This is a genomic window from Lacticaseibacillus daqingensis, from assembly GCF_003946115.1.
In the GTDB taxonomy this organism is placed as follows: domain Bacteria; phylum Bacillota; class Bacilli; order Lactobacillales; family Lactobacillaceae; genus Lacticaseibacillus; species Lacticaseibacillus daqingensis.
The window spans coordinates 321,933-343,478 of record NZ_RHOH01000001.1; the positions used below are offsets into that span (position 1 = coordinate 321,933).

The 21,546-nt window shown below is 60.0% G+C and carries 21 protein-coding genes, 1 pseudogene and 1 riboswitch; of the genes and pseudogenes, 16 read left to right on the forward strand and 6 right to left on the reverse strand.

Translation table 11 applies throughout. From position 1 onward, the window contains the following. Nucleotides 1-126: 126 nt before the first annotated feature. Nucleotides 127-1,437, forward strand: a complete 1,311-nt coding sequence (locus tag EKM88_RS01205) for an NCS2 family permease (protein WP_125702358.1) — start codon at nt 127-129, stop codon at nt 1,435-1,437. A gap of 113 nt (nt 1,438-1,550) precedes the next feature. After that, nucleotides 1,551-2,183 carry a hypothetical protein gene (locus EKM88_RS01210; protein ID WP_125702359.1) on the forward strand — a complete coding sequence of 211 codons (633 nt, stop codon included), beginning with the start codon at nt 1,551-1,553 and terminating at the stop codon, nt 2,181-2,183. A gap of 66 nt (nt 2,184-2,249) precedes the next feature. Here the strand turns inward: EKM88_RS01210 and EKM88_RS01215 are convergent, their stop codons facing one another. The 4 genes from EKM88_RS01215 to EKM88_RS01230 all read right to left on the reverse strand — a co-directional run bounded on the left by EKM88_RS01215 (nt 2,250) and on the right by EKM88_RS01230 (nt 5,916). Further along, nucleotides 2,250-3,101: a hypothetical protein gene (locus tag EKM88_RS01215; protein WP_125702360.1), complete on the reverse strand. Its 852-nt coding sequence runs from the start codon at nt 3,099-3,101 to the stop codon at nt 2,250-2,252. Further along, nucleotides 3,094-3,438: a PadR family transcriptional regulator gene (locus tag EKM88_RS01220; protein WP_125702361.1), complete on the reverse strand. Its 345-nt coding sequence runs from the start codon at nt 3,436-3,438 to the stop codon at nt 3,094-3,096. The genes EKM88_RS01215 and EKM88_RS01220 overlap by 8 nt, the downstream gene beginning before the upstream one ends. Before the next feature lie 139 nt (nt 3,439-3,577). Next, on the reverse strand, nt 3,578-4,321 hold the full coding sequence (locus EKM88_RS01225) for an amino acid ABC transporter ATP-binding protein (RefSeq protein WP_125702362.1): 744 nt from the start codon (nt 4,319-4,321) through the stop codon (nt 3,578-3,580). A gap of 17 nt (nt 4,322-4,338) precedes the next feature. Further along, a complete protein-coding gene (locus tag EKM88_RS01230) occupies nt 4,339-5,916 on the reverse strand; it encodes an ABC transporter permease subunit (protein ID WP_164511957.1) in 1,578 nt (525 codons plus the stop codon). 99 nt (nt 5,917-6,015) lie between these two features. After that, nucleotides 6,016-6,188: riboswitch (Lysine riboswitch) on the reverse strand. A gap of 786 nt (nt 6,189-6,974) precedes the next feature. On the opposite strand from EKM88_RS01230, the gene EKM88_RS01240 reads away from it, so the two are divergent. The 4 genes from EKM88_RS01240 to EKM88_RS01255 all read left to right on the forward strand — a co-directional run bounded on the left by EKM88_RS01240 (nt 6,975) and on the right by EKM88_RS01255 (nt 10,802). Continuing rightward, a complete protein-coding gene (locus EKM88_RS01240; protein WP_125702364.1) occupies nt 6,975-7,946 on the forward strand; it encodes a mannose/fructose/sorbose PTS transporter subunit IIA in 972 nt (323 codons plus the stop codon). 36 nt (nt 7,947-7,982) lie between these two features. Next, nucleotides 7,983-8,795 carry a PTS mannose/fructose/sorbose transporter subunit IIC gene (locus EKM88_RS01245; RefSeq protein WP_125702365.1) on the forward strand — a complete coding sequence of 271 codons (813 nt, stop codon included), beginning with the start codon at nt 7,983-7,985 and terminating at the stop codon, nt 8,793-8,795. A gap of 17 nt (nt 8,796-8,812) precedes the next feature. Beyond that, complete coding sequence (locus EKM88_RS01250; RefSeq protein ID WP_125702366.1) at nt 8,813-9,724, forward strand: PTS system mannose/fructose/sorbose family transporter subunit IID; 912 nt, start codon at nt 8,813-8,815, stop codon at nt 9,722-9,724. A gap of 658 nt (nt 9,725-10,382) precedes the next feature. Beyond that, nucleotides 10,383-10,802 carry a DUF956 family protein gene (locus EKM88_RS01255; protein ID WP_125702367.1) on the forward strand — a complete coding sequence of 140 codons (420 nt, stop codon included), beginning with the start codon at nt 10,383-10,385 and terminating at the stop codon, nt 10,800-10,802. A 130-nt stretch (nt 10,803-10,932) separates the two neighbouring features. On the opposite strand, the gene EKM88_RS01260 is transcribed toward EKM88_RS01255, so the two are convergent. Together EKM88_RS01260 and EKM88_RS01265 are read right to left on the reverse strand one after the other, a co-directional pair. Further along, a complete protein-coding gene (locus EKM88_RS01260) occupies nt 10,933-11,352 on the reverse strand; it encodes a cupin domain-containing protein (RefSeq protein ID WP_164511958.1) in 420 nt (139 codons plus the stop codon). Beyond that, entirely contained in the window at nt 11,345-12,151 is an 807-nt protein-coding gene (locus EKM88_RS01265) for a hypothetical protein (RefSeq protein WP_125702369.1), read from the reverse strand. The genes EKM88_RS01260 and EKM88_RS01265 overlap by 8 nt, the downstream gene beginning before the upstream one ends. Before the next feature lie 129 nt (nt 12,152-12,280). Here EKM88_RS01265 and EKM88_RS01270 point away from each other — a divergent pair, with 129 nt between their 5' ends. From EKM88_RS01270 to EKM88_RS01315, 10 genes and pseudogenes are all read left to right on the forward strand, one after another. Further along, nucleotides 12,281-12,970 (forward strand): response regulator transcription factor, encoded by a 690-nt coding sequence (locus EKM88_RS01270; protein ID WP_125702370.1) that lies wholly within the window; start codon nt 12,281-12,283, stop codon nt 12,968-12,970. Then, a complete protein-coding gene (locus EKM88_RS01275; protein WP_125702371.1) occupies nt 12,963-14,345 on the forward strand; it encodes a sensor histidine kinase in 1,383 nt (460 codons plus the stop codon). The genes EKM88_RS01270 and EKM88_RS01275 overlap by 8 nt, the downstream gene beginning before the upstream one ends. A 651-nt stretch (nt 14,346-14,996) precedes the next feature. Next, nucleotides 14,997-15,146, forward strand: coding sequence for a teichoic acid D-Ala incorporation-associated protein DltX (locus EKM88_RS01280; protein WP_125702372.1), 150 nt, complete (start codon nt 14,997-14,999; stop codon nt 15,144-15,146). Between the two features lie 13 nt (nt 15,147-15,159). Continuing rightward, nucleotides 15,160-16,668 (forward strand): D-alanine--poly(phosphoribitol) ligase subunit DltA, encoded by a 1,509-nt coding sequence (dltA, locus tag EKM88_RS01285; RefSeq protein WP_191988704.1) that lies wholly within the window; start codon nt 15,160-15,162, stop codon nt 16,666-16,668. Beyond that, complete coding sequence (dltB, locus tag EKM88_RS01290) at nt 16,665-17,870, forward strand: D-alanyl-lipoteichoic acid biosynthesis protein DltB (RefSeq protein WP_125702374.1); 1,206 nt, start codon at nt 16,665-16,667, stop codon at nt 17,868-17,870. Before dltA ends, dltB begins: the two co-directional genes overlap by 4 nt. 17 nt (nt 17,871-17,887) lie before the next feature. Beyond that, on the forward strand, nt 17,888-18,121 hold the full coding sequence (dltC, locus tag EKM88_RS01295; protein ID WP_125702375.1) for a D-alanine--poly(phosphoribitol) ligase subunit DltC: 234 nt from the start codon (nt 17,888-17,890) through the stop codon (nt 18,119-18,121). Next, a complete protein-coding gene (gene dltD, locus EKM88_RS01300; protein ID WP_125702376.1) occupies nt 18,118-19,368 on the forward strand; it encodes a D-alanyl-lipoteichoic acid biosynthesis protein DltD in 1,251 nt (416 codons plus the stop codon). The genes dltC and dltD overlap by 4 nt, the downstream gene beginning before the upstream one ends. Before the next feature lie 2 nt (nt 19,369-19,370). Further along, a complete protein-coding gene (locus tag EKM88_RS01305) occupies nt 19,371-20,489 on the forward strand; it encodes a serine hydrolase domain-containing protein (protein ID WP_164511959.1) in 1,119 nt (372 codons plus the stop codon). 38 nt (nt 20,490-20,527) lie between these two features. Continuing rightward, the gene (locus tag EKM88_RS01310; protein WP_125702378.1) at nt 20,528-20,779 is read left to right on the forward strand and encodes a hypothetical protein; all 252 of its coding nucleotides are present in this window, start codon (nt 20,528-20,530) and stop codon (nt 20,777-20,779) included. A gap of 151 nt (nt 20,780-20,930) precedes the next feature. Further along, a pseudogene (locus tag EKM88_RS01315) lies at nt 20,931-21,473 on the forward strand (GNAT family N-acetyltransferase). The last annotated feature ends 73 nt before the right edge of the window (nt 21,474-21,546 follow it).

Below are 21,546 nucleotides of genomic sequence, written 5' to 3' on the forward strand. Positions count from 1 at the left end.
TTAAAAACCGAACGATAAGGGCGGCGGCCACGACTGGTTCGGTTGATGTTTACTTCCGGAGCCGATAACGGTAAGATGAAAGGTGCGTTTTGGAAATAATGTTCGTGTTTCGGAGGAAAAGTGCATATGAAAGAGAAGTTACTGGCCTATTTTGAGCTGGACCAGCTGAACACCACGGTACGCCGTGAAGTGCTCGCCGGGTTCACGACGTTCATCTCAATGGCCTATATTTTGTTCGTTAATCCATCCGTACTGGGGGCTTCGGGGATGGATAAGGGCGCGGTGTTCACCGCGACCGCCTTGGCGAGTGCGCTGGGGTGCCTGCTGATGGGGATCCTGGCGAAGTACCCGATCGCCACCGCCCCGGCCTTGGGCATCAACGCCTTTTTTGCCTACTCGGTCTGCATCGGGATGAAAATTCCGTGGGAAACCGCGCTGGCGGGCGTCTTCGTGGCGTCTTTGATCTTCATTCTGATCACCATCTTCAAGCTGCGTGAGCTGATTATCGACGCGATCCCGGCCGACCTGAAGTTCGCGATTTCCGGCGGGATCGGTCTGTTCATCGCCTTCCTCGGGCTGAGCGATGGCGGGCTGATCGTCGCCAACAAGTCCACGCTGGTGGGCCTGGGGTCCCTGTCGGTCGGCACGACCTGGCTGACGATTTTTGGCCTGGTGGTCACCGCGATCTTGATGGTGCGGCGCGTGCCTGGGGCAATTTTCATCGGTATGGTCGCGACCACCGGGCTGGGGCTGGTCACGGGGCTGATCCATGCGCCGAGTGCCATCGTCTCCGCCGCCCCGTCGCTGCGCCCGACCTTCTTGGTGGCGCTACGCCACGTGGGCGACATCAACTCGCTGCAGCTGGTGGTGGTCGTCTTGACGTTTCTGCTGGTCACGTTCTTTGACACGGCCGGCACGCTGGTGGGGTTGGCCAATCAGGCTGGCTTTATGAAGGACAACAAGATGCCGCGCGTCGGCAAGGCGCTGGCGTCCGACTCCACCGCGATGCTCGCCGGGTCACTGCTGGGCACCAGCCCGGTGGGCGCGTTCGTGGAAAGCTCCGCCGGCATCGCCGTGGGCGGCCGCTCCGGGTTGACCGCCGTGACCACCGGGGTCCTGTTTTTGCTCGGGCTGTTCTTTTCGCCGCTGTTGGCGGTGGTGACGACCCAAGTGACGGCGCCGGCGTTGATCATCGTCGGGGTGCTGATGGCGCAGTCGCTGCGCCAGATCAACTGGACGCAGCTGGAGATCGCGATCCCATCCTTCCTGATCCTGCTGGGCATGCCGCTGACGTACAGCATCTCCGATGGTATCGCGCTCGGGTTCATTTTTTACCCGATCACGATGATCGCGGCCAAGCGCGGCAAGGAAGTCTCGCCGATCATGTACGGCCTGTTCTTCGTCTTCATCGGCTTCATGTGGATCTTGAACGTTTAAGCCCTAAAGGCGCAGCGCTTGCTGGGCCTTTTTGCGTGGGGCAAAATCGGCCGGGGGACTGACGCCTCGGCCGCCATTACGGGTGATAATCAAACCGTAATGGAGGGATTCAAATGAGAAAAATCTGGAGTGGGGTACTCCTGATCGGGTTGCTGCTGCTGGCGGGGTGCGCCAATGTGCAGGCGGCAACCACGCGGCGAGAGGCGGTCACGGTGGCGGCATCGGCGCTCAAGGCGCGCTACAAGCAGTCGTTCACGCTGATCGCGGTGCAGCACTACCGCCGCGGCGGTGCGTTGCAGGCGACCTTTGCCGGGCCGACTGGCAAGGCGCAGCCGGTGGCGGTGACGCTAACGGCAAGCGGTCAGCTGCGCGATGACTACCGCAAGTATCAGGTGCTGCCACTGCTGTGCCAGGAGCTGACCCGGCGGCTGGCAGCCTATCCGGCAGCGCGCGGGGCAGAATTCGATCTGGCGGGGGAGACGCACCTGACGCTACCCAAAACGATCAGCTTGGATGACTACCTCGACAACGTGGCGCCCCTGCCGGTGGTGACGCTGCACTGTGACCCGGGCACAAGGCCGGTGTTGGCAGGGGCAGTGTGGCCCGTTTATCAGTCGCTGGCAGCGCGATTCCCACAGTTTCGACTGGTGGTGTGGACCGGGGCGCATGAGCGGCTGACCGTGCGCGCCCCATTGCACCACCACTGGCTGACGCAGGCCGAGCTGGCGCGGGCGATCAACAGCTGATAAAGACAACAAAAGCTTCCGACTCAGCGGCCGGAAGCTTTTTTGCGTCAGCATAGATGGTCAGGTTTAATCTGGTCGCCGGTGGTTGGCGCGAAACCCGCGCACCATCATGACGAACATCCAGCCGAATGGAATGATGTAAAGCGGCACGAGGCAGGCCACCAGGAACCAGGCGATCCGATCGCCCTGCTTCAGCCACGCGGCGGCCGCAGGCACACGCATCGCCAGCGCCAGCACACAGACGCTCAGCTCGACGAACAGGAAGGTGAGCGCGATCGGCAGGAAGCGGAATTTCTTGCGGTCGTGGTTGAACTGCAAGACGGCGATCAGACCGAACAGCACGATCAGCGCGATGCTCAGCGGCCCGGTGAGGGTGACTTTGAGCGGCGTGTGCACCCACAGATAAGCCGTAACCACGCCGTAGCAAAGTCCGCCGCAAAGTAGCATGACGAGCACCATGCGCACCCACGGCCGGCGCTTGAACGACAGGCTGCTCAGACCCCAGGAGAAGGCGACCATGAAGCCGCCGAGCATGGCGAGGCCGATCAGGATTTGACCGAGGTCCACGGGCTCATCTGGCACCATCAGGCCGGGTAGCAGCATCAAGATCAGGTAGCCGACCAGCCCCACGGTGGCCGCGTAGCGCATGGCCTTGAAGTTCCAGGGCAGCGCCTGCGCCATTTCGCGCGCGACGGCTTTGGGGTCAGTGCCAAAGTAATCGGCGGCGGTGACGCCGTCTTGTTGCGCGTCGATCAGGTCGTTCATCAGTGCCAGCAGGTTTTGCGCCAGCTGGAGCTTGTCTTTGAACGGGGTACGCAAGTTGAGATAAACCTGGATCTGGCCGAAAAACTCGGCGTTGGTCTTGGTCAAAAGCCGGCTGCGGGTTTCCATTTCACGTTGCAGGGTGACTTCATTCATGGTGGTTGGCCTCCAATTGAACGATGCGAGCCACGTTGGTCGAAAGAATCTGCCAGTCCAGCAAGAAGTCTTGCTTGGCGGCCAACCCGGCGGGGGTGGGGTGATAGTATTTGCGCTCGGGACCATCCGGCGAGGCGCGCATGGTGCTGGCCAGCAAGCCCTTTTTCTCCATGGTCATGAGCAGCGGGTAGATGGTGCCCTTGGGGACGGTGTCGAAGCCGAATTCGTTGAGCCGCTGCGTGATGGCGTAGCCGTACGACGGCTCGTCGGCCAAAAGCATCAGCAGGCAACCCTGCAGCACGCCCTTGAGCATCTGACTGGTGTTTGCTTGGGCCATGATGCGCCTCCTCTAGTTTGCTTTACCTCCTAGAGGATACCACCATCGTCACTAGTATGCAATCTATATTAGTGACGAACTTCGCAGGGCACACTTGTGCAAACAAAAAAACGCCGCCATCGCTGGCGGCGCAAGGGGTTTAGGCCCGGTTCAGGTACCGCTTCAGGAACTCCTGTGTGCGGGCCTCGGCGGGGTGGTCGAAGATCTGTTCTGGGGTGCCGATCTCGGCGATGACGCCTTGGTCCATGAAGACCACGCGGTCGGAAACATCGCGGGCGAAGGCCATTTCGTGGGTGACGACGATCATCGTCAGCCCGGTGGTGGCGAGCTGCTTCATGGCGTTGAGCACGTCATCGACCATTTCAGGATCCAAGGCGCTGGTCGGTTCATCGAACAGCAGGACTTCGGGGTCCATGGCGACGGCGCGGGCGATGGCGACGCGCTGCTTTTGGCCGCCGGACAGCTGGGCTGGCTTGGCGTTGACGTACGGGTCCATGCCGACTTGGGCGAGCAGCTCAAGCGCGTGCGCCTTGGCTTCTGCGGCGTCGCGGTGCAGGACGGTTTGCTGCGGGGTCATCACGTTTTGCAACACGGTCAGGTTGTTGAAAAGGTTAAAGCTCTGGAACACCATGCCGACATGCGCGCGGTACTGCGCCAGGTCAAAGGAGCTTTCGAGAATGCTGGCGCCGTGAAACAGGATGTCGCCGGCGGTCGGCTGTTCCAGCAGGTTGATGTTGCGCAGGAGGGTCGACTTCCCGGAGCCGGAGCGGCCGATGATGGAGACGACTTCGCCGGGGTTGACGGCAAAGTTGATGTCAGAAAGAACTTCGTGGTCGCCAAAGACCTTCTTGAGGTTTTGGACTTCAATGATTGCTTCTGTCATGTGTTGTGCCTGCCTTTCTACTTGATCGTCGGCGTTTCGACTTGCATCTGATTGGTCATCACGTTGTAGTTCTTCGGGCCATCGACGTGCTTTTCAATGAGCCGGAAGAGGCGACTGATGGAGAAGGTCAGGATCAGGTAGATGGCGCTGACGACCAGATAGGTGTGGAAGAACTGGAAGTTTTGCCCGGCCACGGTTTCGGCGGCAAAAAACAGTTCGGAAACGGAGATGACAGACAGCACGGAGGTGTCCTTGATGTTGACGATGAATTCGTTGGTGACTGCGGGCAGCGAGTTGCGCACGGCCTGCGGGAGCACGACCTTCAGCATCGTCTGCAGGTGGGTGAACCCGAGCGCGTGGGCGGCCTCGAACTGGCCTTCGTCCACGGAGATGATACCGCCGCGGATGATTTCGGAAATGTAGGCCCCCGTGTTAATGGAAACGATCAAGAGGGCGGCCAGGGTCTTGTTCATGTTGATCCCAAAGGCCAGCGCGACGCCGTAGTACAGCACGGCGGCCTGGACGATCATTGGGGTGCCCCGGAACACTTCGATGTAGACGGACAAGAGCCAGTTGACGAACCACTGCAGGCCGCGCTTGCCACGGGTGCTAGGCTTGGGCATGGTGCGGATGACGCCGACCAGCAGGCCGATGATGAAGCCAACGATGGTGCCGATCAAAGAGATCAGCAGGGTCATGCCGGTGCCGCGAAGCAACATCGGGCCGTACTGCTTGAGCAGGCTGATCAGCCAGTTGCCTTCGCTTTCGGTGGCGGGTTGAACGGCCACGGCGGTGTTCATCATCTTGTTGCGCTCGGCAGTCGAGATCTTGGCTAAGGCTGCATTGATCTTCGCTTTGTCCGGGTCGCCTTTGCGTAGCCCGATGGCCAAGTCAACGTCTTCTGGGCTGGTCTTGAAGCCGTTTGCCTTGGAAAACTTGAGGTAAGTCAGGTTGGGGTTGGCGTTTTGCGCCGTGATGCCTTCTGGGACTTCAGAGACGTAGCCGTCGATCGCGCCGGATTCCAGCGCCACGCGCATGGCAGGGAAGTTGTTCATCGCTTCTTCTTTGATGACGCCCTTGAGCTGGCTGATCGCCTCATAGTGGAAGGTACTCAGCTGCGCGGTGATCTTGGCGCCCTTGAAGTCCTTGATGCTGGTGGCTTTGGCGTACTTGCTGTCGCGGCGGACCACAACGGTCAGCTTGGAGGCGTAGTACGTGCTGGTGAAGTCCACCGTTTTGCGGCGATCAGGGGTCGGGGACATCCCGGCGATGATCGCATCGATCTTGCCTGACTGCAGTGCAGGCGGCAGGCCGTCCCAGCTGGTCTTGACGACCACGACCTTTTTGCCCAAGGCCTTGGCGATCTTCTTGGCCATCTGGACATCGTACCCGTTGGCGTAGTCGCTGGAGCCCTGGATCTTGACGGCCCCGTTGGCGCTGGTGGTCTGCGTCCAGTTGAACGGCGCGTAGCCGGCTTCCATGCCGACCTTGAGCGTGCCGCTCGCTTGCACGGGCTGGCTGGCCAGCCCCAGTGTGAGTGCCAAGGCGAACCCGGCACCGAATAATGTCGCCCAAAACTTCTTCATATCAGACATTCTCCCTTCGTGTTTGTTCAACCGTTGGGAAATAGAGAACTAAAAACGCCGACCTTTGTTTGGGAAATACAAACAAAGGTCAGCGTGGATTGTCACATCCAGAATCATAGCGCTCCGAAGCAATCGCTTCGACAGTCCAGCAGCTTTCGCCCACTGGCCCAACTCGCGCGCCCCTAATGGCAACGTGGGTTTCGGCGGGGATGCTTACGGCTGAATCAAAGTGGTTAGGCACTCATCAGCTTTCGTCACCGCCCGCGACCTCTATTTCTTGGTGGTGTATTTAAATGTCTGACCACGAGTCTACCGACCCGGTAAGCGAAAGTCAAGGGTTTCCTGAAAGATTTCGCTTCTGCGCGCTGGAGGTGCAAAACAGCACGACCAAAGTTGCCCAAAATGAGTCAAGCCACGCTCTTGTGCGGGCATGCGAAGAAAGCGTTATCTCAGCCCCTGGCACTCACCGAGGATAGGCTAGCCGGGTCGGTTTAGGCGTCATTGCGGGGTCAATCACCGGGCAATCGATGCCCCAAGGCGCAGATGATGGGGCGCGATCACGAGCAATGTCGGGGGCTTGCCCTGCCGGTGCCGGTGCTGGCGATGGCGGTAGCGCCGAACTGACGGCGGCGCTGATCGAGGCGCCGCGCCCGTACGTGAGCGGGTCCCACGGCGCTTGCGTCAGCGGCCGACAGGCCCACCGCTGAGCGGGGTGGGTGGGTAAGTGGTTGAGCCACGCAACCAAAAACCAATTTGTTTTTTTCTTGTGAATTTTCACGACTTTTTGTTCGGGAAAGCGCTTCTATATCGGGCGAGAGGGAGACAATCCTTGTCGGGCAACAAGACAGCTTGTAAAAATATCAAAAAAATTGGTGCCGACAATTCCCACTGGTATAGCCCTTTCATGAAAACGCTAAATTTTCTTGGCAAAAGTGATTGCAATCGCTGAAAATCATTGTCATACTAGCTTCTGGGAGTTTCGAGTGACCAATTTCACAGCGCGTTGGACTGCGGATTGAGAGCGCTTTTATGAAATTCACCAAAATATTATTAGGAGGCGACAAACAATGGTCGGAATCATTCTTGCCAGTCACGGGCAATTCGCCGCTGGCATTAAGCAATCTGGTCAGATGATCTTCGGTGAACAAGAAAAAGTCGAAGTTGTGACTTTTATGCCGAACGAAGGTCCTGACGACCTGAAAGCACACCTTGAAGAAGCCATTGCAAAGTTCGATCCGGAAGACGAAGTACTGTTCCTTGTGGACCTTTGGGGCGGCTCACCATTCAACCAGGCTAATGGGTTGTTTGAAGCGCACAAAGACAAGTGGGCAATCGTAACCGGGTTGAACCTGCCAATGTTGATCGAGGCTTACGGGTCTCGTCTATCCATGACTTCTGCGCACGACATCGCGGCACACCTGGTTGAAGCTGGGCGTGACGGGGTGAAGATCAAGCCAGAAGCCCTCGAACCAAAACCGGCAGCCGCTGCGGCTGCCCCTGCAGCAAGCAACGGTGGCAAGCCAGGCAAGCTCACCTATGGGCTGGCCCGCATCGACTCCCGTCTGCTGCACGGCCAAGTGGCCACGGCATGGTCCAAAGAGATCAAGCCGACCCGGATCATCGTTGTTTCCGACAACGTTGCGAAGGACAAGCTGCGGAAGCAATTGATCACCGATGCCGCACCTGCTGGCGTCAAGGCGCACGTGATCCCTGTTGATCAGATGATCAAGATCGCGCAAGACGATAAGCACTTCGGCGGTGAGAAAGCCCTGCTCTTATTCGAAACCCCGCAGGATGCCCTTCGTGCAGTTGAAGGCGGCGTACCGCTGACCTCCATCAACGTTGGCTCCATGGCCCACTCCGCTGGGAAGGTTCAGCCGAACAAAGTGCTGGCATTTGACCAGAACGACATCGACACCTTCGCCAAGCTGAAGGCCGATGGGATCACCTTCGATGTCCGCAAAGTCCCAACCGACTCCAAGGACAACATGGATGCGATCCTCAAGAAGGCGCAAGACGCCCTCAACGCTGCGAAATAATCATTCTTTTTTAACCGGAAAAAGGAGGACACTAAAATGTCTTTGAACTTTATTCAAATCATCCTAGTCCTCATCGTGTCATTCTTAGCTGGGATGGAAGGGATCCTCGATGAATTCGAATTCCACCAGCCAGTTATTGCGTGCACGTTGATCGGCTTAGTGACCGGCCAGCTCGTTCCTTGCCTGATCTTGGGCGGGAGCTTGCAGATGATCGCCCTGGGTTGGGCGAACATCGGCGCTGCGGTCGCACCAGATGCTGCTTTGGCATCCGTTGCATCAGCTATTATTCTCGTTCTTGGGGGCCAAGGCAAAGCGGGTGTGAACTCCGCGATCGCGCTGGCCGTTCCGCTGGCTGTTGCCGGCCTGCTGCTGACCACCCTGGTCCGCACCCTGGCAACCGCTGTTGTCCACATCATGGATAAGGCCGCTGAAGAGGGCTCCTTCGGGAAGATCGACTTCTGGCAAATCGTTGCGATCTGCATGCAAGGTGTGCGTATCGCGATCCCTGCCGGCTTCATCCTCGCCGTGGGTTCCGGCCCTGTGAAGGCATTGCTTGACGCAATGCCGACCTGGCTGGTTGATGGCCTGGGCATCGGTGGTGGCATGGTCGTGGCCGTTGGTTACGCCATGGTTATCAACATGATGGCAACTGCTGAAGTATGGCCATTCTTCGCCATCGGGTTCGTTTTGGCAACAGTTTCCCAGATCACCCTGATCGGCCTTGGGGCCATCGGTGTTGGCCTGGCGCTGATCTACCTGAACCTGTCCAAGATGGGCGGCTCCGGCAATGGTTCCAGCACGAATAGTGGCTCCGGCGATCCTGTCGGCGACATTATCGACACATACTAAGAAGGAGGTTGGCGAAAATGGCAGATAAGATTACTTTAACCAAAAAAGACCGTTGGGCCGTTTGCTGGCGTTCGACCTTCCTGCAAGGTTCATGGAACTACGAACGGATGCAAAACGGGGGCTGGACTTACGCCCTGATCCCGGCTTTGAAGAAGCTTTACACCACCAAAGAAGACCGCGTGCTCGCCTTGAAGCGTCACATGGAATTCTTTAACACCCACCCATACCTGGCTTCGCCTGTTATCGGCGTAACCCTGGCACTGGAAGAAGAACGCGCCAATGGTGCCCCAATCGATGACGTCACGATCCAAGGGGTCAAGGTCGGCATGATGGGCCCTCTGGCCGGTGTCGGCGACCCAGTCTTCTGGTTCACCGTTCGTCCGATCCTTGGTGCCTTGGGTGCTTCGCTGGCCATGGCCGGCAACATCATGGGCCCGATCATCTTCTTCGTGGCCTGGAACATCATTCGTGTGGCGTTCATGTGGTACACGCAGGAATTCGGCTACAAAGCCGGTTCCCGTATCGCCGATGACATGTCTGGCAGCTTGCTGCAGGATGTGACCAAGGGTGCTTCCATCCTCGGGATGTTCATCCTGGGTTCCCTGGTTAACCGTTGGGTGTCCGTCAAGTTCACCCCAACTGTTTCTGACGTGAAGCTCGCTGACGGCGCCTTCATCGACTGGGACAAGTTGCCTTCTGGGGCAAAAGGGATCCACGAAGCACTGACGCAGCAAGCAAATGGCCTGTCCCTTGAAAACCACAAGGTGACGACCCTGCAAGCGAACTTGGACAGCCTGATCCCAGGTCTGGCAGCGCTGCTGCTGACCCTGGCCTGCATGTGGTTGCTCAAGAAGAAGGTTTCCCCAATCGTCATCATCCTCGGCCTCTTCGTCGTCGGGATCCTGGCTCACCTGGCAAACCTGATGTAATTCTGGCCTAACCGCCACTTTGGGCGCCGTGACAACCGTCGCGGCGCCCTTTTGTGACCCAGAGCGAAGCGGGATGGGCTTAGCGGAACGGGTAGCCTAGGTTTGGTGCTTGAACCCGTACTTTGGGTTCGAGTACCAAGCCGTAGCTATCTGCTTCCGCGTTGTCCCGCGTAGCTCGACGAAACCCAGAGCAGAGCAAAGCGTACTTAGCAGATCAGTTAGCCTTCCTAACGTATGTCTGCCTGTAACTCACTGCGTTCGAACAGGCAGAGCAAGCCGAGGCGCTTGGGGCGTACTTGGCCCCGAGTGACTTGGCGTAGCTAGATGCATCTGCGTTGCTTTGCGGCGCTCGACGAAGATCGGAAAGTAGTCAGCAAGCCGGAAAGTCCGTGGCCGGGACTACACAGAGAAAAGCCCCCACAGACAGCTTGGGGCGTACTTGGCCCCGAGTGATTTGGCGTAGCTAGATGCATCTGCGTTGCTTTGCGGCGCTCGACGACGACCGGACGGCAGCAAGCAAGCCGGTAAGTCCATGGTCGGAACTACACAGAAATAAGCTCCCGCAACTCGCACGATTAACTGCTGGCGGAATCACCTAACGCCGTTGCGGTTGGGGTATAATAACAGTAATTGAAAGACACAAGAATAGGGGATCACGATGGTTGAATCACTGAATACGAAAGTCGAACTGGTAACCGAAGCGACAAGCTTTCTGGGTATGCCGGATTATGGCAAGATCATGATCGGCGACAAGGGGTTCGAGTTTTATAACGAGAAAAAGCCGAACAGCTACATCCAGATTCCGTGGACGGAGGTCGACCATCTGGACGTATCCGTGATGTTTGGTGGCAAGTGGATCCCGCGCTATGCGGTCGCCACGCGCCGTAATGGCACGTACACGTTCGCGTCCAAGGACCCCAAGGCGGTGCTGCGCGCGGTGCGCGAGCATATTCCCGCGGACAAGATCCTGAAGTCCCTGACCTTTTGGCAAGTGTTCAAGTCAGGTGGCAAGAATCTGTTCAAAAAGGAGTCCTGGGAGAACCTCTACCTGAGTCTGTTCCATCGAACGAAGAAGTAACCTGAGTCGACTCGCCGCGCTGACGCTAAAAAGTCGGGCGTACTGATTCGCCAGTAATGTACCACATGAATTATGACGAAACGCGAAAACGCCGCGGGGCCTTTGTGAAGCCCCACGGCGTTTTTGACTACTATCGTTCCCAGTCTGCCAGCCATTCGGCCAGGGCAGGGGTGACTTCGGCGAGGTGCTTGTCATTGCCCCCTGGGACTTTGAAGAACAGGATCTCGGTGTCCCCGAGCGCTTTTTGGGCGTAAGCGGTATTCGGGAGGATGCGGTAAAAATCGCCGGCGCCAAGCGTGAGCACCTCGCCGGTCGCAACGGTCATGATCTTGGTGCAACCGCGCAGGACGTACTCGTACTCGGTGTTGTCGGTGTGGTAGTGCGGCTTCTCGGCGGTGAACTGCTGGTACTGAGAGAGGCCGACTTCGACGGGGTCATCGAGGTGAGGCAGCGCCTGCGGACTGGCCAGGTGGCCGGTCAGGTACTGGCGCTGGTGGGTGGCCATGACGGCCGCGATGGTTTTGGCGTCGAGGTGCTCGATCTTAGGCATGGGGAGCTCCTTTCTGGTAGGGGTGAGCGGCCGCGGCATATTTGTCCCACTGTCGGTCATAAAATTTGTAAAGAGGGTCAGCATCGTCTAGCACGACGAAGAAGCTACGGCGATCGGCGTCATCTGTGAGGTAATCGTATAGGTCGATTTTGAGCAGTTTGCTCCCGTCCTTTTTGTCGACAATCATTAACGCATAGGGTAGGTTAATATCGAAGACGTTATAGGTAACCTTTGCCGCGAATTCAGGGCTTTTTTCGCAGGCCCGGCGGTATTGTTCCAGCGGCCGGCTCATCAGGGTCAGGTCGTCGTCGGTGATCTTGTTGGCCATGACTTCATCAACCGTGGCAGACTGCGGGTCAACGCTCAGAAAGTCAAAGCGGGTGTGTTCCTGTTCGACGGCTTTTTTGATCACGTTGAAGGGCGTGCCGGTCCACAGGCCGACGCTGGCAAGCGCGGCGATGCGCACCCGGTCAGCCTTGCCAAAACGATCGTCCAGCGAGTACTTTCCTTCGACTTCTCCGCGTGAGCTCAGCAAGACGTTGGTATCCTTGAGATGCTTGATGCTGTTTTTGATATCTTGCAACACGCCGTATTTCTCGACGAGCTGCATGCTGGCCATGACCCCGAGGATCACCAGGATCGCGGCCAGTGACTGCGCATTGGACAGGCTGAACCAGCCGAAGTCGGTGAAGGTGAACACGGCGGTGAAAAGCGCCAGGCCGATCGTCAGCAGCAGGGTGATCAGGTTGAACTTCTCGTCACGGTCGAGCGACCAGAAGCGTTGCCAGTATTTTTTCATCGGATTGCCTCAATTTTTAGGATATGCTCAGTGTAGCGCGAACGCTGCCCAAATGCACGGGTGACAGAACTGTTACTGGGCGCGCGAGGATGCGCGTGGTATGCTCAGCGGATATAGTGGAGGGATTAGATGACGCAAACGATCTTACTTGTGGAAGATGAGCGCAGCCTCAGTACGTATCTGACAACGGAGCTGCAGTTTGAAGGCTATCAAGTACGCCTGGCTGAAGACGGCTTGGCCGCGTGGCAACAGTGGCAAGCGGCGCCGACCGCGATCGATCTGATTTTGCTGGATTGGATGCTGCCAGGGCTGGACGGGCTTGAGGTGATGCGGCGCATTCGCAAGACGTCCGCAGTGCCGATCATGATGATGACTGCGCGCGACTATGTGGGCGACAAGGTAGCCGGACTGGATAACGGCGCAGACGACTACTTGACGAAGCCGTTTGAAATCGAGGAGCTGCTGGCGCGGTTGCGGGTGTTGATCCGCCGCAACCAGGCGCCGATGGCCACGGTGTATCGCGTGGGGGATTTGACGCTGGACACGAAGGCGCGCCAGGTGCACCGCGGTGCCGAGCTCGCACAGCTGACGCAGCGGGAGTACGATCTGCTGCTGGCGCTGGTGCAGCACGTTGGCGCGGCGCTGACGCGGGATGAGCTACTGGATGCGGTGTGGGGCACCGAGTTTGACGGGCAGACCAACATCGTGGATGTTTACGTGCGCTATTTGCGCCAAAAACTCGACCTGCCGGGCCTGCCACCGCTGATTCACACGGTGCGCGGGGTCGGCTACATGCTGCAGGAGCCGACCCATGCGTGAGCGGCCGAACCGGCATTCTTATGCGGGGCGTATCACGCGCGCCTATGTGCTGCTGCTGTGCGCGGTGGTGACGTTCATCAGCATGGCCATTGTCGGCATCGTGGGCGTGTACTTGGTCAAAAGCAAACAGGACGATTCGGCGCAGCTGATGGCCGCGCTGAAGGAATCGTTTGTGGATGGCAAGCCAGACTGGGACGCTTGGCTGCAAACAGGCGGGCGGGCGCGCCACGCCTATGTGCGGGTCAGCGTGATCGGGGCGGAGACGGATCAAACCTATTACTCGCGCAACACTCGGCGCTTTTTGAGCGACACGCTGACCACGACGCCGCTGTTTTCGCATGTGCAATACCAGGAAAACCAAGGCGTGTACTACTACCGCGAAAGCATCGTGCACAAGGACGGGCAAGTGTTCGACTACGAGATCTGGATGAGCCTGAACAACATGATCGAGCTGCTTCAGGTGATCATCTCGGCCATTATCGGCATTACCCTGGTTGGCACGGTGCTGGGGGCGTGGGCGATTTCGCTGCTGGCCCGGCGCCTCAACCGTCCGCTGGCCACGCTGACGCAGGCGGCCAGCGGCATCGTGGCGAAGGACAATGTGACGTATCACGAACGCCTGCCGGAGCCGGCAGGGCCCGCCGAGGTGCACGCGTTGGCGGTCGAGTTCAACCGGCTGCTGCACTCGCTGAACGCGCAGGTGATCCGTGACAACCAGTTCGTGTCGGACGCGTCCCACGAGTTGCGCACGCCGCTGACCGCGATCCGCGGCCACGTGACGCTGATGCGCCGCCACGGCAACGCACACCCTGAGCTGGTGCCGGAGTCGCTGGCCATCATCGAGGCGGAGTCGCAGAAGATGCAGCGCCTGATCGAGAGTCTGCTGGCGCTGTCGCGCATGGACCACGCCCAGCTCGACCGGGTGCCGCTGGACTTGGCGGCGCTGGTGCCGCGGGTGGTCGCGCGTTACCAGAGCACCCAACCGATTCAGGTGCAGCTGCCAGCCTCCCTGATCGTTTTGGCCAATGCCGAAAGCCTTGAGCAGATCCTACTGGGCTTGCTCAACAACGCCCACAAGTACACGCCGCACGACACGCCGATCACCATCAGTGCGGCGCAAGTGGGCCAGCAGGTGGCGCTGAGCGTGGCTGACCTGGGGCCAGGGATCCCCGATGACGCGAAGTCAAAAGTGTTCGATCGCTTCTACCGGGTCGACCGCTCGCGCACCAAACACATCCCCGGCACAGGGCTGGGCCTAGCCATTGCGGCGCGGCTGGCCGCACTGAACGGCGGCACGATCACAGTCGTTGACAATCAGCCGCGCGGCAGCTGCTTCATTGTAACGCTGCCGCTGGCCAATTCTGAAAATCTTTAATCTGTTGCTTAAAAACCGTTGAATGCACATTTGGCCAACCCCCACTAAACTGTGGAGGTTGGTTTTTTTATGACCAGAGCGCAGTGGCGCGCACTTAGCGGAACGGGTAGCATAGCCAAGGCGCTTGGGGCGTCCTTGGCCCCGAGTGACTGGGCGTAGCTAGCCGCTTCCGCGTTGCGCCACGCAGCTCGACGAAACCAGAGCGCAGTGACGCGATCGGCACGGCGGTGGGCCAGTCCGCCAGCGGGCGCCGCCGGGGGCTGGAACGCTGCGGGCACGACTTGAAGCCAATGCCCAACCCGCATTGTCTTCAAGCTCGGCCTTCTTGTAAGCGGCAAGCCGCTAACAAGAATTTCGCGGCTGAGCCCCCGGCGGCGCCCGCTTCTGGCCGGGCCCAGCGCCTGGCGTGTGGCTTAAATGTAGCTGTGCAGTGCGAATCTCAATCACTATGAACGCGCGCAGAGCACGATGTCTCTGGGTGGCCGAGTTGTTTACGATCCGAGAACGGAGGTCCAGCCCGTGACGCCGGAGCTGGAAGTGTCACGGGCTGGACCGGAGCCGGCCAGCAAAATACGTCCGAGTCGCTTCGCTGGGCGCTTGGGGGCTGGCGTGCGATAATGCCGGTGAAATCATGAGCAATTGGAGGTAATCATGACACGATTACAAACTTGGTGGGCCGCCCACCCGTGGGTCCAGTTCGGGCTCAAAACGCTGGTGTATGCCGCGATCCTGCTGGCGCTGGTGTACCTGTACAGCTACCGGGGCGTGGGTGGTGGCCACTTTATCTATAACGAGTTCTAGCGACAGGAGGTCAATCATGCAATCTATTCTTGAACAATTCGATCAGATCGCGACGGCGCACCCGGACCGGCCGGCCATTGATGAGCTGGGCCAAGTGATCACATATGGCACGCTTCAAGCCAAAGCCAACGCGATCGCGGCAGAGCTGGCCGCGCGCAACTTGCCGGCCAAGGCGCCGATCATGGTGTACTGTGACCAAAGCAGCCTGGCGGTCGCAGCCTTTCTCGGCTGCGTCAAGGCCGGTCACGCGTACATTCCGGTCGACACGCACGCGCCGAACGACCGCCTGCTGGCCATTGCCACCATCGCGGCGCCGGCGCTGGTGCTGGCCACGGTGCCTCTGCCCGTTGAACTGCCGGTCGCAACGGTCACGCCTGGGGAGCTGGCGGCGATCGCCGTCAGCAAGCAACCGGCCCCAGCGCCGAGTTTGGCACCGGAAGACAACTTCTATATCATTTTCACCTCCGGGACGACCGGGGAGCCGAAGGGCGTGCAGATCAGCCACGCAAACCTGAGTAGCTTTGTCGCCTGGATGGCGAGCTTCAAGCTGCCGGCGCAGGCGCGCATTCTCGGACAGGCACCATTTTCCTTTGACCTGTCGGTGATGTCGTTGTACCCGGCGCTGACGTCGGGGGGCTGTCTGACGATTTTGCCTAAAACCGTTACCGATGACCTCAAGGCGCTGGTCACCACGCTTGAAACGCTGCCGCTGAACGTGTGGGTGTCCACGCCGAGCTTCGTGGAGCTATGCCTGCTGGCGCCGACCTTTGACGGCGCGCACCACCCGGAGCTGACGCAGTTCTTCTTCTGCGGCGAGGAGCTGACGCATGCCACGGCGGCGAAGCTGTTGACCCGCTTCCCGCAGGCGCAGGTGTTCAACACGTACGGGCCGACCGAGGCGACAGTGGCGGTGACCGCCATTGCCATCACGAAAGCGGTGCTGGATCAGTACGACCGGCTGCCGATCGGCTACGCGAAGCCGGACACGGGGCTCACGCTGGTGCCTGATACCACGCACGAGGATATGGGCCAGACGGTCGGGGAGCTCTTGATCGAGGGGCCGAGCGTGTCGAAAGGCTACCTGAACCGACCGGCCAAAACCGCTGCGGCGTTTGGCCAGAACCACGGGGTGCAGACCTATCGCACCGGGGACCTGGGCGTGATCGCGGCCGACGGACTGATCTTTTACCGCGGCCGGACCGATTTTCAGATCAAACTCAACGGCTACCGTATCGAGCTGGAGGAAGTGAACCACTACCTGAACGGCGCGCCGATGGTGCATCAGGCGGTCGCGGTGCCGCGCTACAACGCGCAGCACAAGGTCGCCCAGCTGCTGGCGTATGTGGTACCGGCAGCGGGGCCGGGCTCACGCGAGCTGACGCAGGCGCTACACGATTACCTCGCCACGGTGATGATGCCGTACATGATCCCCAACCGGATCGTGTACCGGGACAGCCTGCCGATCACGGCCAACGGTAAGGTGGCGATCAAGGCGCTGATCGAAGAGGTTAACGCCTCATGATCGACTGGCAGCCTTACGCAAATCCGCAGTACTTCGTTGTCCTACTGGCGGCACTGGTGCCACTCATCATCGGGCTTTACCACGGGCGCCGCCTGCACATCTACGAAACGCTGGCGTCGCTGTTGTTCATCGTGATGATGTTCACCGGCACCAAGTGGCACGAGGGGTTCGCGCTGATCGGCTACGTGGTGTTCCAGGTGGCCTTGGTGCAGGGCTATGCGCGCTACCGCCAGACCCACAACGGCACCGCCGTGTTCGTGCTGGCGGTGCTCGCCAGCATCGCACCGCTGGCCGTGGTCAAGCTGACCCCGGCGATCGCGGTGCACCCGTCAATACTTGGGTTCTTGGGCATCTCGTATCTGACCTTCAAGTCGGTGCAGTGCGTGATGGAGCTGCGCGATGGCACCATCAAGCGCTTGCCTGCGCTTAGCTTCCTGCGCTTCTTGCTGTTCATGCCGACCATCTCCAGCGGCCCCATCGACCGCTACCGGCGCTTTGAAGCGGATTACGCCCAGGTGCCGACGCAGGCGGCTTACGTCGAGATGCTGGGCCGGGCACTGCGCTACTTGTTCACCGGTTTCGTCTACAAGTACCTGCTCGGCTACGTTTTTGGGACGCTGCTCCTACCGCAGGTGGCCCACGCCGCGCTGGTGCGCGGGGGGCTGTCGTGGCCGCTGGTGGGGTACATGTACACCTACTCAATGTACCTGTTCTTCGACTTTGCCGGCTACAGCCTGTTTGCCGTCGCCATCAGTTTGGTGATGGGCATTGACACCCCGATGAACTTCAACCGCCCGTTTTTGGCCGGCAACATCAAGGACTTCTGGAATCGCTGGCACATGAGCCTGAGCTTTTGGTTCCGCGATTTTGTCTTCATGCGCGTGACCTTCTTCATCATGAAGCACAAGCTGATCAAAAACCGCATCCGCGTCTCCCAGGTGGCGTATCTCATCAACTTCCTGGTGATGGGCTTTTGGCACGGGGTGACCTGGTATTACATCGTCTACGGGCTGTTTCACGCTGGGGCGATCATCATCAATGATCTCTGGTTGCGCTACAAGAAGCGGCACAAGGCGCAGCTGCCGCACAACCGGTGGACGCAGGCCTTAGCCATCTTCATCACGTTCAATGTCGTCTGCTTCTCGTTTCTGATTTTCTCGGGCTTCTTGGACCAGCTATGGTTCAGTCCCATGCATCACTAAACAATAGGAGGATCATCATGGCTATCGATACGACTGTTCTAAACATTTTGCAAGACTTGACCGGGGAGGACTTCAGCGCCCGCGGCGACGAAAACCTCTTTGATGCCGGGCTGCTCGACTCCATGGACACGGTGCAGCTGCTGCTGGCACTGCAAGATGAGCTGAGCATCAATGTGCCGGTGTCGGAGTTTGACCGTAGCGAGTGGGAGACGCCGAACAAGATCATCGCGAAAGTGGCTAGCCTCTCATGAAACGGCGGCTGTGGCAGCTTTTTGGCCCGCTGGTATGCGCCGGGGTGCTCGTCTTGGGCGTGCTCCTCGCGCCGCTGCCGCTGGGGCGCCTGAGCGACTCGGCGGTGGCGTCTGCGGCGCTGTCAATGTCGCCCAACGTGCTGGCCGGCGCGCGCGCCAAGAACCAGGCGCTGAGCCGCGACTATGTGCCGTTTTTTGGCTCCAGTGAGCTTTCGCGGCTGGACCCGTTTCACCCGGCGGTGCTGGCGGCGAAGTATCACCGCAGCTACCGGCCGTTTTTGGTGGGGGCCGCGGGCACGCAGTCGCTCACGCATTTTTTGACCGATCAAAGCATGCTCAAGCAGCTGCGCCACAAGAAGGCGGTTTTCATCGTCTCCATGCAGTGGTTCACGCGGCGCGGCCAAGACCCGCGGGCGTTCGACTTCTTCTACTCCCCGCTTGAGACTGTGACGTGGCTGCTGGCCGCCAAGAACACCGTGGCGGACCGCTACGCCGCGCGGCGGCTTTTGACGATGCGCGCCCCGAGCAAGGACGCGCAGTTGCACGGCGCCCTTTTGACCGTGGCGGCGGGTCAGCCGCTGGGGGACACCGCGCGGCAACTGCTGCGCACGCGCCTGCAGATGCTCAAGAATGAGGACGAGCTGTTTTCCCGCTTCGGCGTCAACGCGCACGAGCGCGAGGTGGCGGCTGGTGAGAAGCTGTTGCCAAATCAGGCGACCAACAGCCAGCTGGACGCGCTGGCCGAACAGGCCGGGGTGACCCACACGCGCTCCAACCAGCTCGGCATCGATGACACGTTCTATCGCACGCGGCTGGCGAATGGGCGCATGGCCAAGTTGGCGGGAAGCCAGAAGCATTTTGACTACCGCTTCGGGCCGGAGTACAGCGATTTTCAGCTGCTGCTCAGCCAGTTTGCCAAGCACGACATCGACGTGCAGTTCATCATCCCACCGATCAACGCGAAATGGGCCGCCTACACCGGGCTGTCTCAGGCCAAGTACGCCCAGGCGGTGGAAAAGCTCAAGACACAGCTCAAGGGGCAGGGCTTCAAGCGCGTGCTGGACCTCAGCCAAGACGGCGGTCAGCCGTACTTCATGCAGGATACGATCCACATCGGCTGGCGCGGATGGGTCAAGGTCGACAAGGTGGTCGCGCCGTTTCTTGATGGCAAGCGGCAGCCGGTGCACTACATGCTCAACGACCACTTCTTCACCAAGAGCTGGCGGCAGGCCGTTGTAGGAGGCTGATGATGCGCAAACTATGGCTCGTTTTGACTGCCGCCGTTGTGGGCGGCATGCTGGCGGGCGGCGGTTGGTGGTTGGGTCGCGTGACGGCGCCAGAACCGGCACCGATGCGCCCGCTCCCGCGGCCCAAGGCCAAGCGCACGGTGGCCGCACCACCGGCTACGGCCATTGACCAACCCCTGCAGCGCGCCCTGACCCACCAGCTGGCAGCGCTTGATGTCAGCGGCACCGCGGTGCTGATCCGTAAGAGCCGCGTGGTGGCCACATACACCCATGGCTGGGCCGATGCAGCGCGCCGCGTGCCCAACGGGTTAAACACGATGTACGAGATCGACTCGGTTCAAAAAAGCCTGACCGCCGGCCTGTTCATGCAGCAGGTGGCGGCCGGCAAGGTCAGCCTGACCACGCCGCTTGGACATTTTTACCCGCGCTTCGCCCAGTCGCCCATCACCATGGCGCACCTGCTGCACATGAACTCCGGGTTGCGCATGAAAGGGGTGCTGACCCCGCCCCTCACCACCGATGCGGCGCTGGTGGCGGCCAATGTGGCCAAGCTGATCGACGAACCGAGTCACTTCGGCCAGTACCAGTACACGCCGATCAACTACCTGCTCTTGGCCGGCATCACCGAGCAGCTGACGGGGATGACCTACGAGCAACTGGTGCAGGAACACTACATCGATGCGTTGCACCTGACGCACACCCGCATGGCGTACGCGCTGCGGACCAGTGATCCAGCGGCGTTGGGCTACGCGGCCGGCGCTTCCGCAACACCGGTTCGGCCGAGTCTGGCCAGCCTGCACGCGGAGCTTGGCACCGGTCAGCTGTACATGTCTGCGCTGGACTATTACCAGGCGGCGCGCGCCTTAGTCAATGGGCAGTTGCTGGGAACCGCGCGCCAGGCGCTGTACGCGCCGGGGCCGCATTACGGTGGCGGGTTTTACCTGACACCGACGCAGTTTGCGGCGAACGGCACTGGCTACGGCTTCTTTGGCACCGTCAACCTCAGTACCGACGGGCAAACCGCGGCGATTTTGTTCAGCAATGTGCAGGTCAAAGACCGCGCGCCGGCCAATGCCGCGATGGACGCCTTAATGACGCGTCTGATGACGCCCGGCAAGTAATCGTTTACAATGAAGCCAACAAGGCAGGAGGTGGCGAGATGCCCACGATCAGCCGCAAAGATGCCCAAGCGCTAGCCGCGGCCTACGTTAAGCAGCACCACTACGTCGGCGCCCGTTTGCTCGCTGGCCTGCACCAAGGCCCGTACCAAAACGCGAGTTACGTGTTCGTGCTGACCAAGCGCACCGCGCAGACCCAAGCCGAGCGCGAGCAGCAGGGCCAATGGCCGTATTACCTGTATGTCGACAGCGAAACCGGCGCGCTTTTGACGCGGCAGGGGCCGTGGTCGTAGGGGCGGGGAAACAGTCAGTGAATTGAAAGACCTCGCGTTGCACCCGAAGCTAGGGCGTCACGCGGGGTCTTTTGGGGTCAGCTGAGGCGGTGGGTGGTGAGGCGGGTGCCTGCGTGCTATACTGGCGATATTTGCAACCGAGGAGGCACCTATGACCATCAACTTTCGGCCCGCGCGGCCAAGTGATCTCACCGCGATCATGGCGATTGAACAGGCGGGCTTCACACCGCAGGAAGCGGCCACTTCGGCCAGCATGCAGGCGCGCATCGCGGCCTATCCCGACACGTTCATCGTGGCCGTTGCGGCCGACCAAGTGCTGGGCTAAATTGTCGGTCCGGCCATTCGCCAGCGTTACCTCGCGGATGATCTGTTTGAAACGGCGCAGCCCAACGCACATGATGCGGCGTATCAGGCCGTGTTGAGCCTGGCTGTGGCACCGACCGCGCAAGGCGTGGGGCTTGGCGGCCAGCTGCTGGCCCAGCTCGACGTCGTGGCCACGGCGCAGCACCGGCAGGCCATCACACTGACCTGCCTGCGTCGGCTGGTCGGCTTCTATGAGGCGCACGGCTACGTCAACGAAGGCGAATCCGCCTCGGCGCACGCGGGGGAAGTTTGGTACAACTTGGTGAAGCCGCTCGGGCCGGCTGCGCGCAACCCGGTGGGGGTGCCAGTATCTCCGGTGCCAGTGCGATGAACCGCGTGATAGACCACATTAAAGGGGCGTCCCTCAAGTCGAGGAGCGCCCCTTTAATGTGGTCGTGTTCGCC

Coding starts and splice junctions, on each gene's coding strand:
- EKM88_RS01310 (WP_125702378.1), top strand. CDS start 20,528: ATGCCCACGATCAGCCGCAAAGATGCCCAAGCGCTAGCCGCGGCCTAC.
- EKM88_RS01210 (WP_125702359.1), top strand. CDS start 1,551: ATGAGAAAAATCTGGAGTGGGGTACTCCTGATCGGGTTGCTGCTGCTG.
- EKM88_RS01220 (WP_125702361.1), bottom strand. CDS start 3,438: ATGGCCCAAGCAAACACCAGTCAGATGCTCAAGGGCGTGCTGCAGGGT.
- EKM88_RS01215 (WP_125702360.1), bottom strand. CDS start 3,101: ATGAATGAAGTCACCCTGCAACGTGAAATGGAAACCCGCAGCCGGCTT.
- EKM88_RS01240 (WP_125702364.1), top strand. CDS start 6,975: ATGGTCGGAATCATTCTTGCCAGTCACGGGCAATTCGCCGCTGGCATT.
- EKM88_RS01255 (WP_125702367.1), top strand. CDS start 10,383: ATGGTTGAATCACTGAATACGAAAGTCGAACTGGTAACCGAAGCGACA.
- EKM88_RS01270 (WP_125702370.1), top strand. CDS start 12,281: ATGACGCAAACGATCTTACTTGTGGAAGATGAGCGCAGCCTCAGTACG.
- EKM88_RS01265 (WP_125702369.1), bottom strand. CDS start 12,151: ATGAAAAAATACTGGCAACGCTTCTGGTCGCTCGACCGTGACGAGAAG.
- EKM88_RS01260 (WP_164511958.1), bottom strand. CDS start 11,352: ATGCCTAAGATCGAGCACCTCGACGCCAAAACCATCGCGGCCGTCATG.
- EKM88_RS01280 (WP_125702372.1), top strand. CDS start 14,997: ATGACACGATTACAAACTTGGTGGGCCGCCCACCCGTGGGTCCAGTTC.
- EKM88_RS01205 (WP_125702358.1), top strand. CDS start 127: ATGAAAGAGAAGTTACTGGCCTATTTTGAGCTGGACCAGCTGAACACC.
- EKM88_RS01250 (WP_125702366.1), top strand. CDS start 8,813: ATGGCAGATAAGATTACTTTAACCAAAAAAGACCGTTGGGCCGTTTGC.
- dltD (WP_125702376.1), top strand. CDS start 18,118: ATGAAACGGCGGCTGTGGCAGCTTTTTGGCCCGCTGGTATGCGCCGGG.
- EKM88_RS01230 (WP_164511957.1), bottom strand. CDS start 5,916: ATGTCTGATATGAAGAAGTTTTGGGCGACATTATTCGGTGCCGGGTTC.
- dltB (WP_125702374.1), top strand. CDS start 16,665: ATGATCGACTGGCAGCCTTACGCAAATCCGCAGTACTTCGTTGTCCTA.
- EKM88_RS01225 (WP_125702362.1), bottom strand. CDS start 4,321: ATGACAGAAGCAATCATTGAAGTCCAAAACCTCAAGAAGGTCTTTGGC.
- dltC (WP_125702375.1), top strand. CDS start 17,888: ATGGCTATCGATACGACTGTTCTAAACATTTTGCAAGACTTGACCGGG.
- EKM88_RS01275 (WP_125702371.1), top strand. CDS start 12,963: ATGCGTGAGCGGCCGAACCGGCATTCTTATGCGGGGCGTATCACGCGC.
- EKM88_RS01245 (WP_125702365.1), top strand. CDS start 7,983: ATGTCTTTGAACTTTATTCAAATCATCCTAGTCCTCATCGTGTCATTC.
- EKM88_RS01305 (WP_164511959.1), top strand. CDS start 19,371: ATGCGCAAACTATGGCTCGTTTTGACTGCCGCCGTTGTGGGCGGCATG.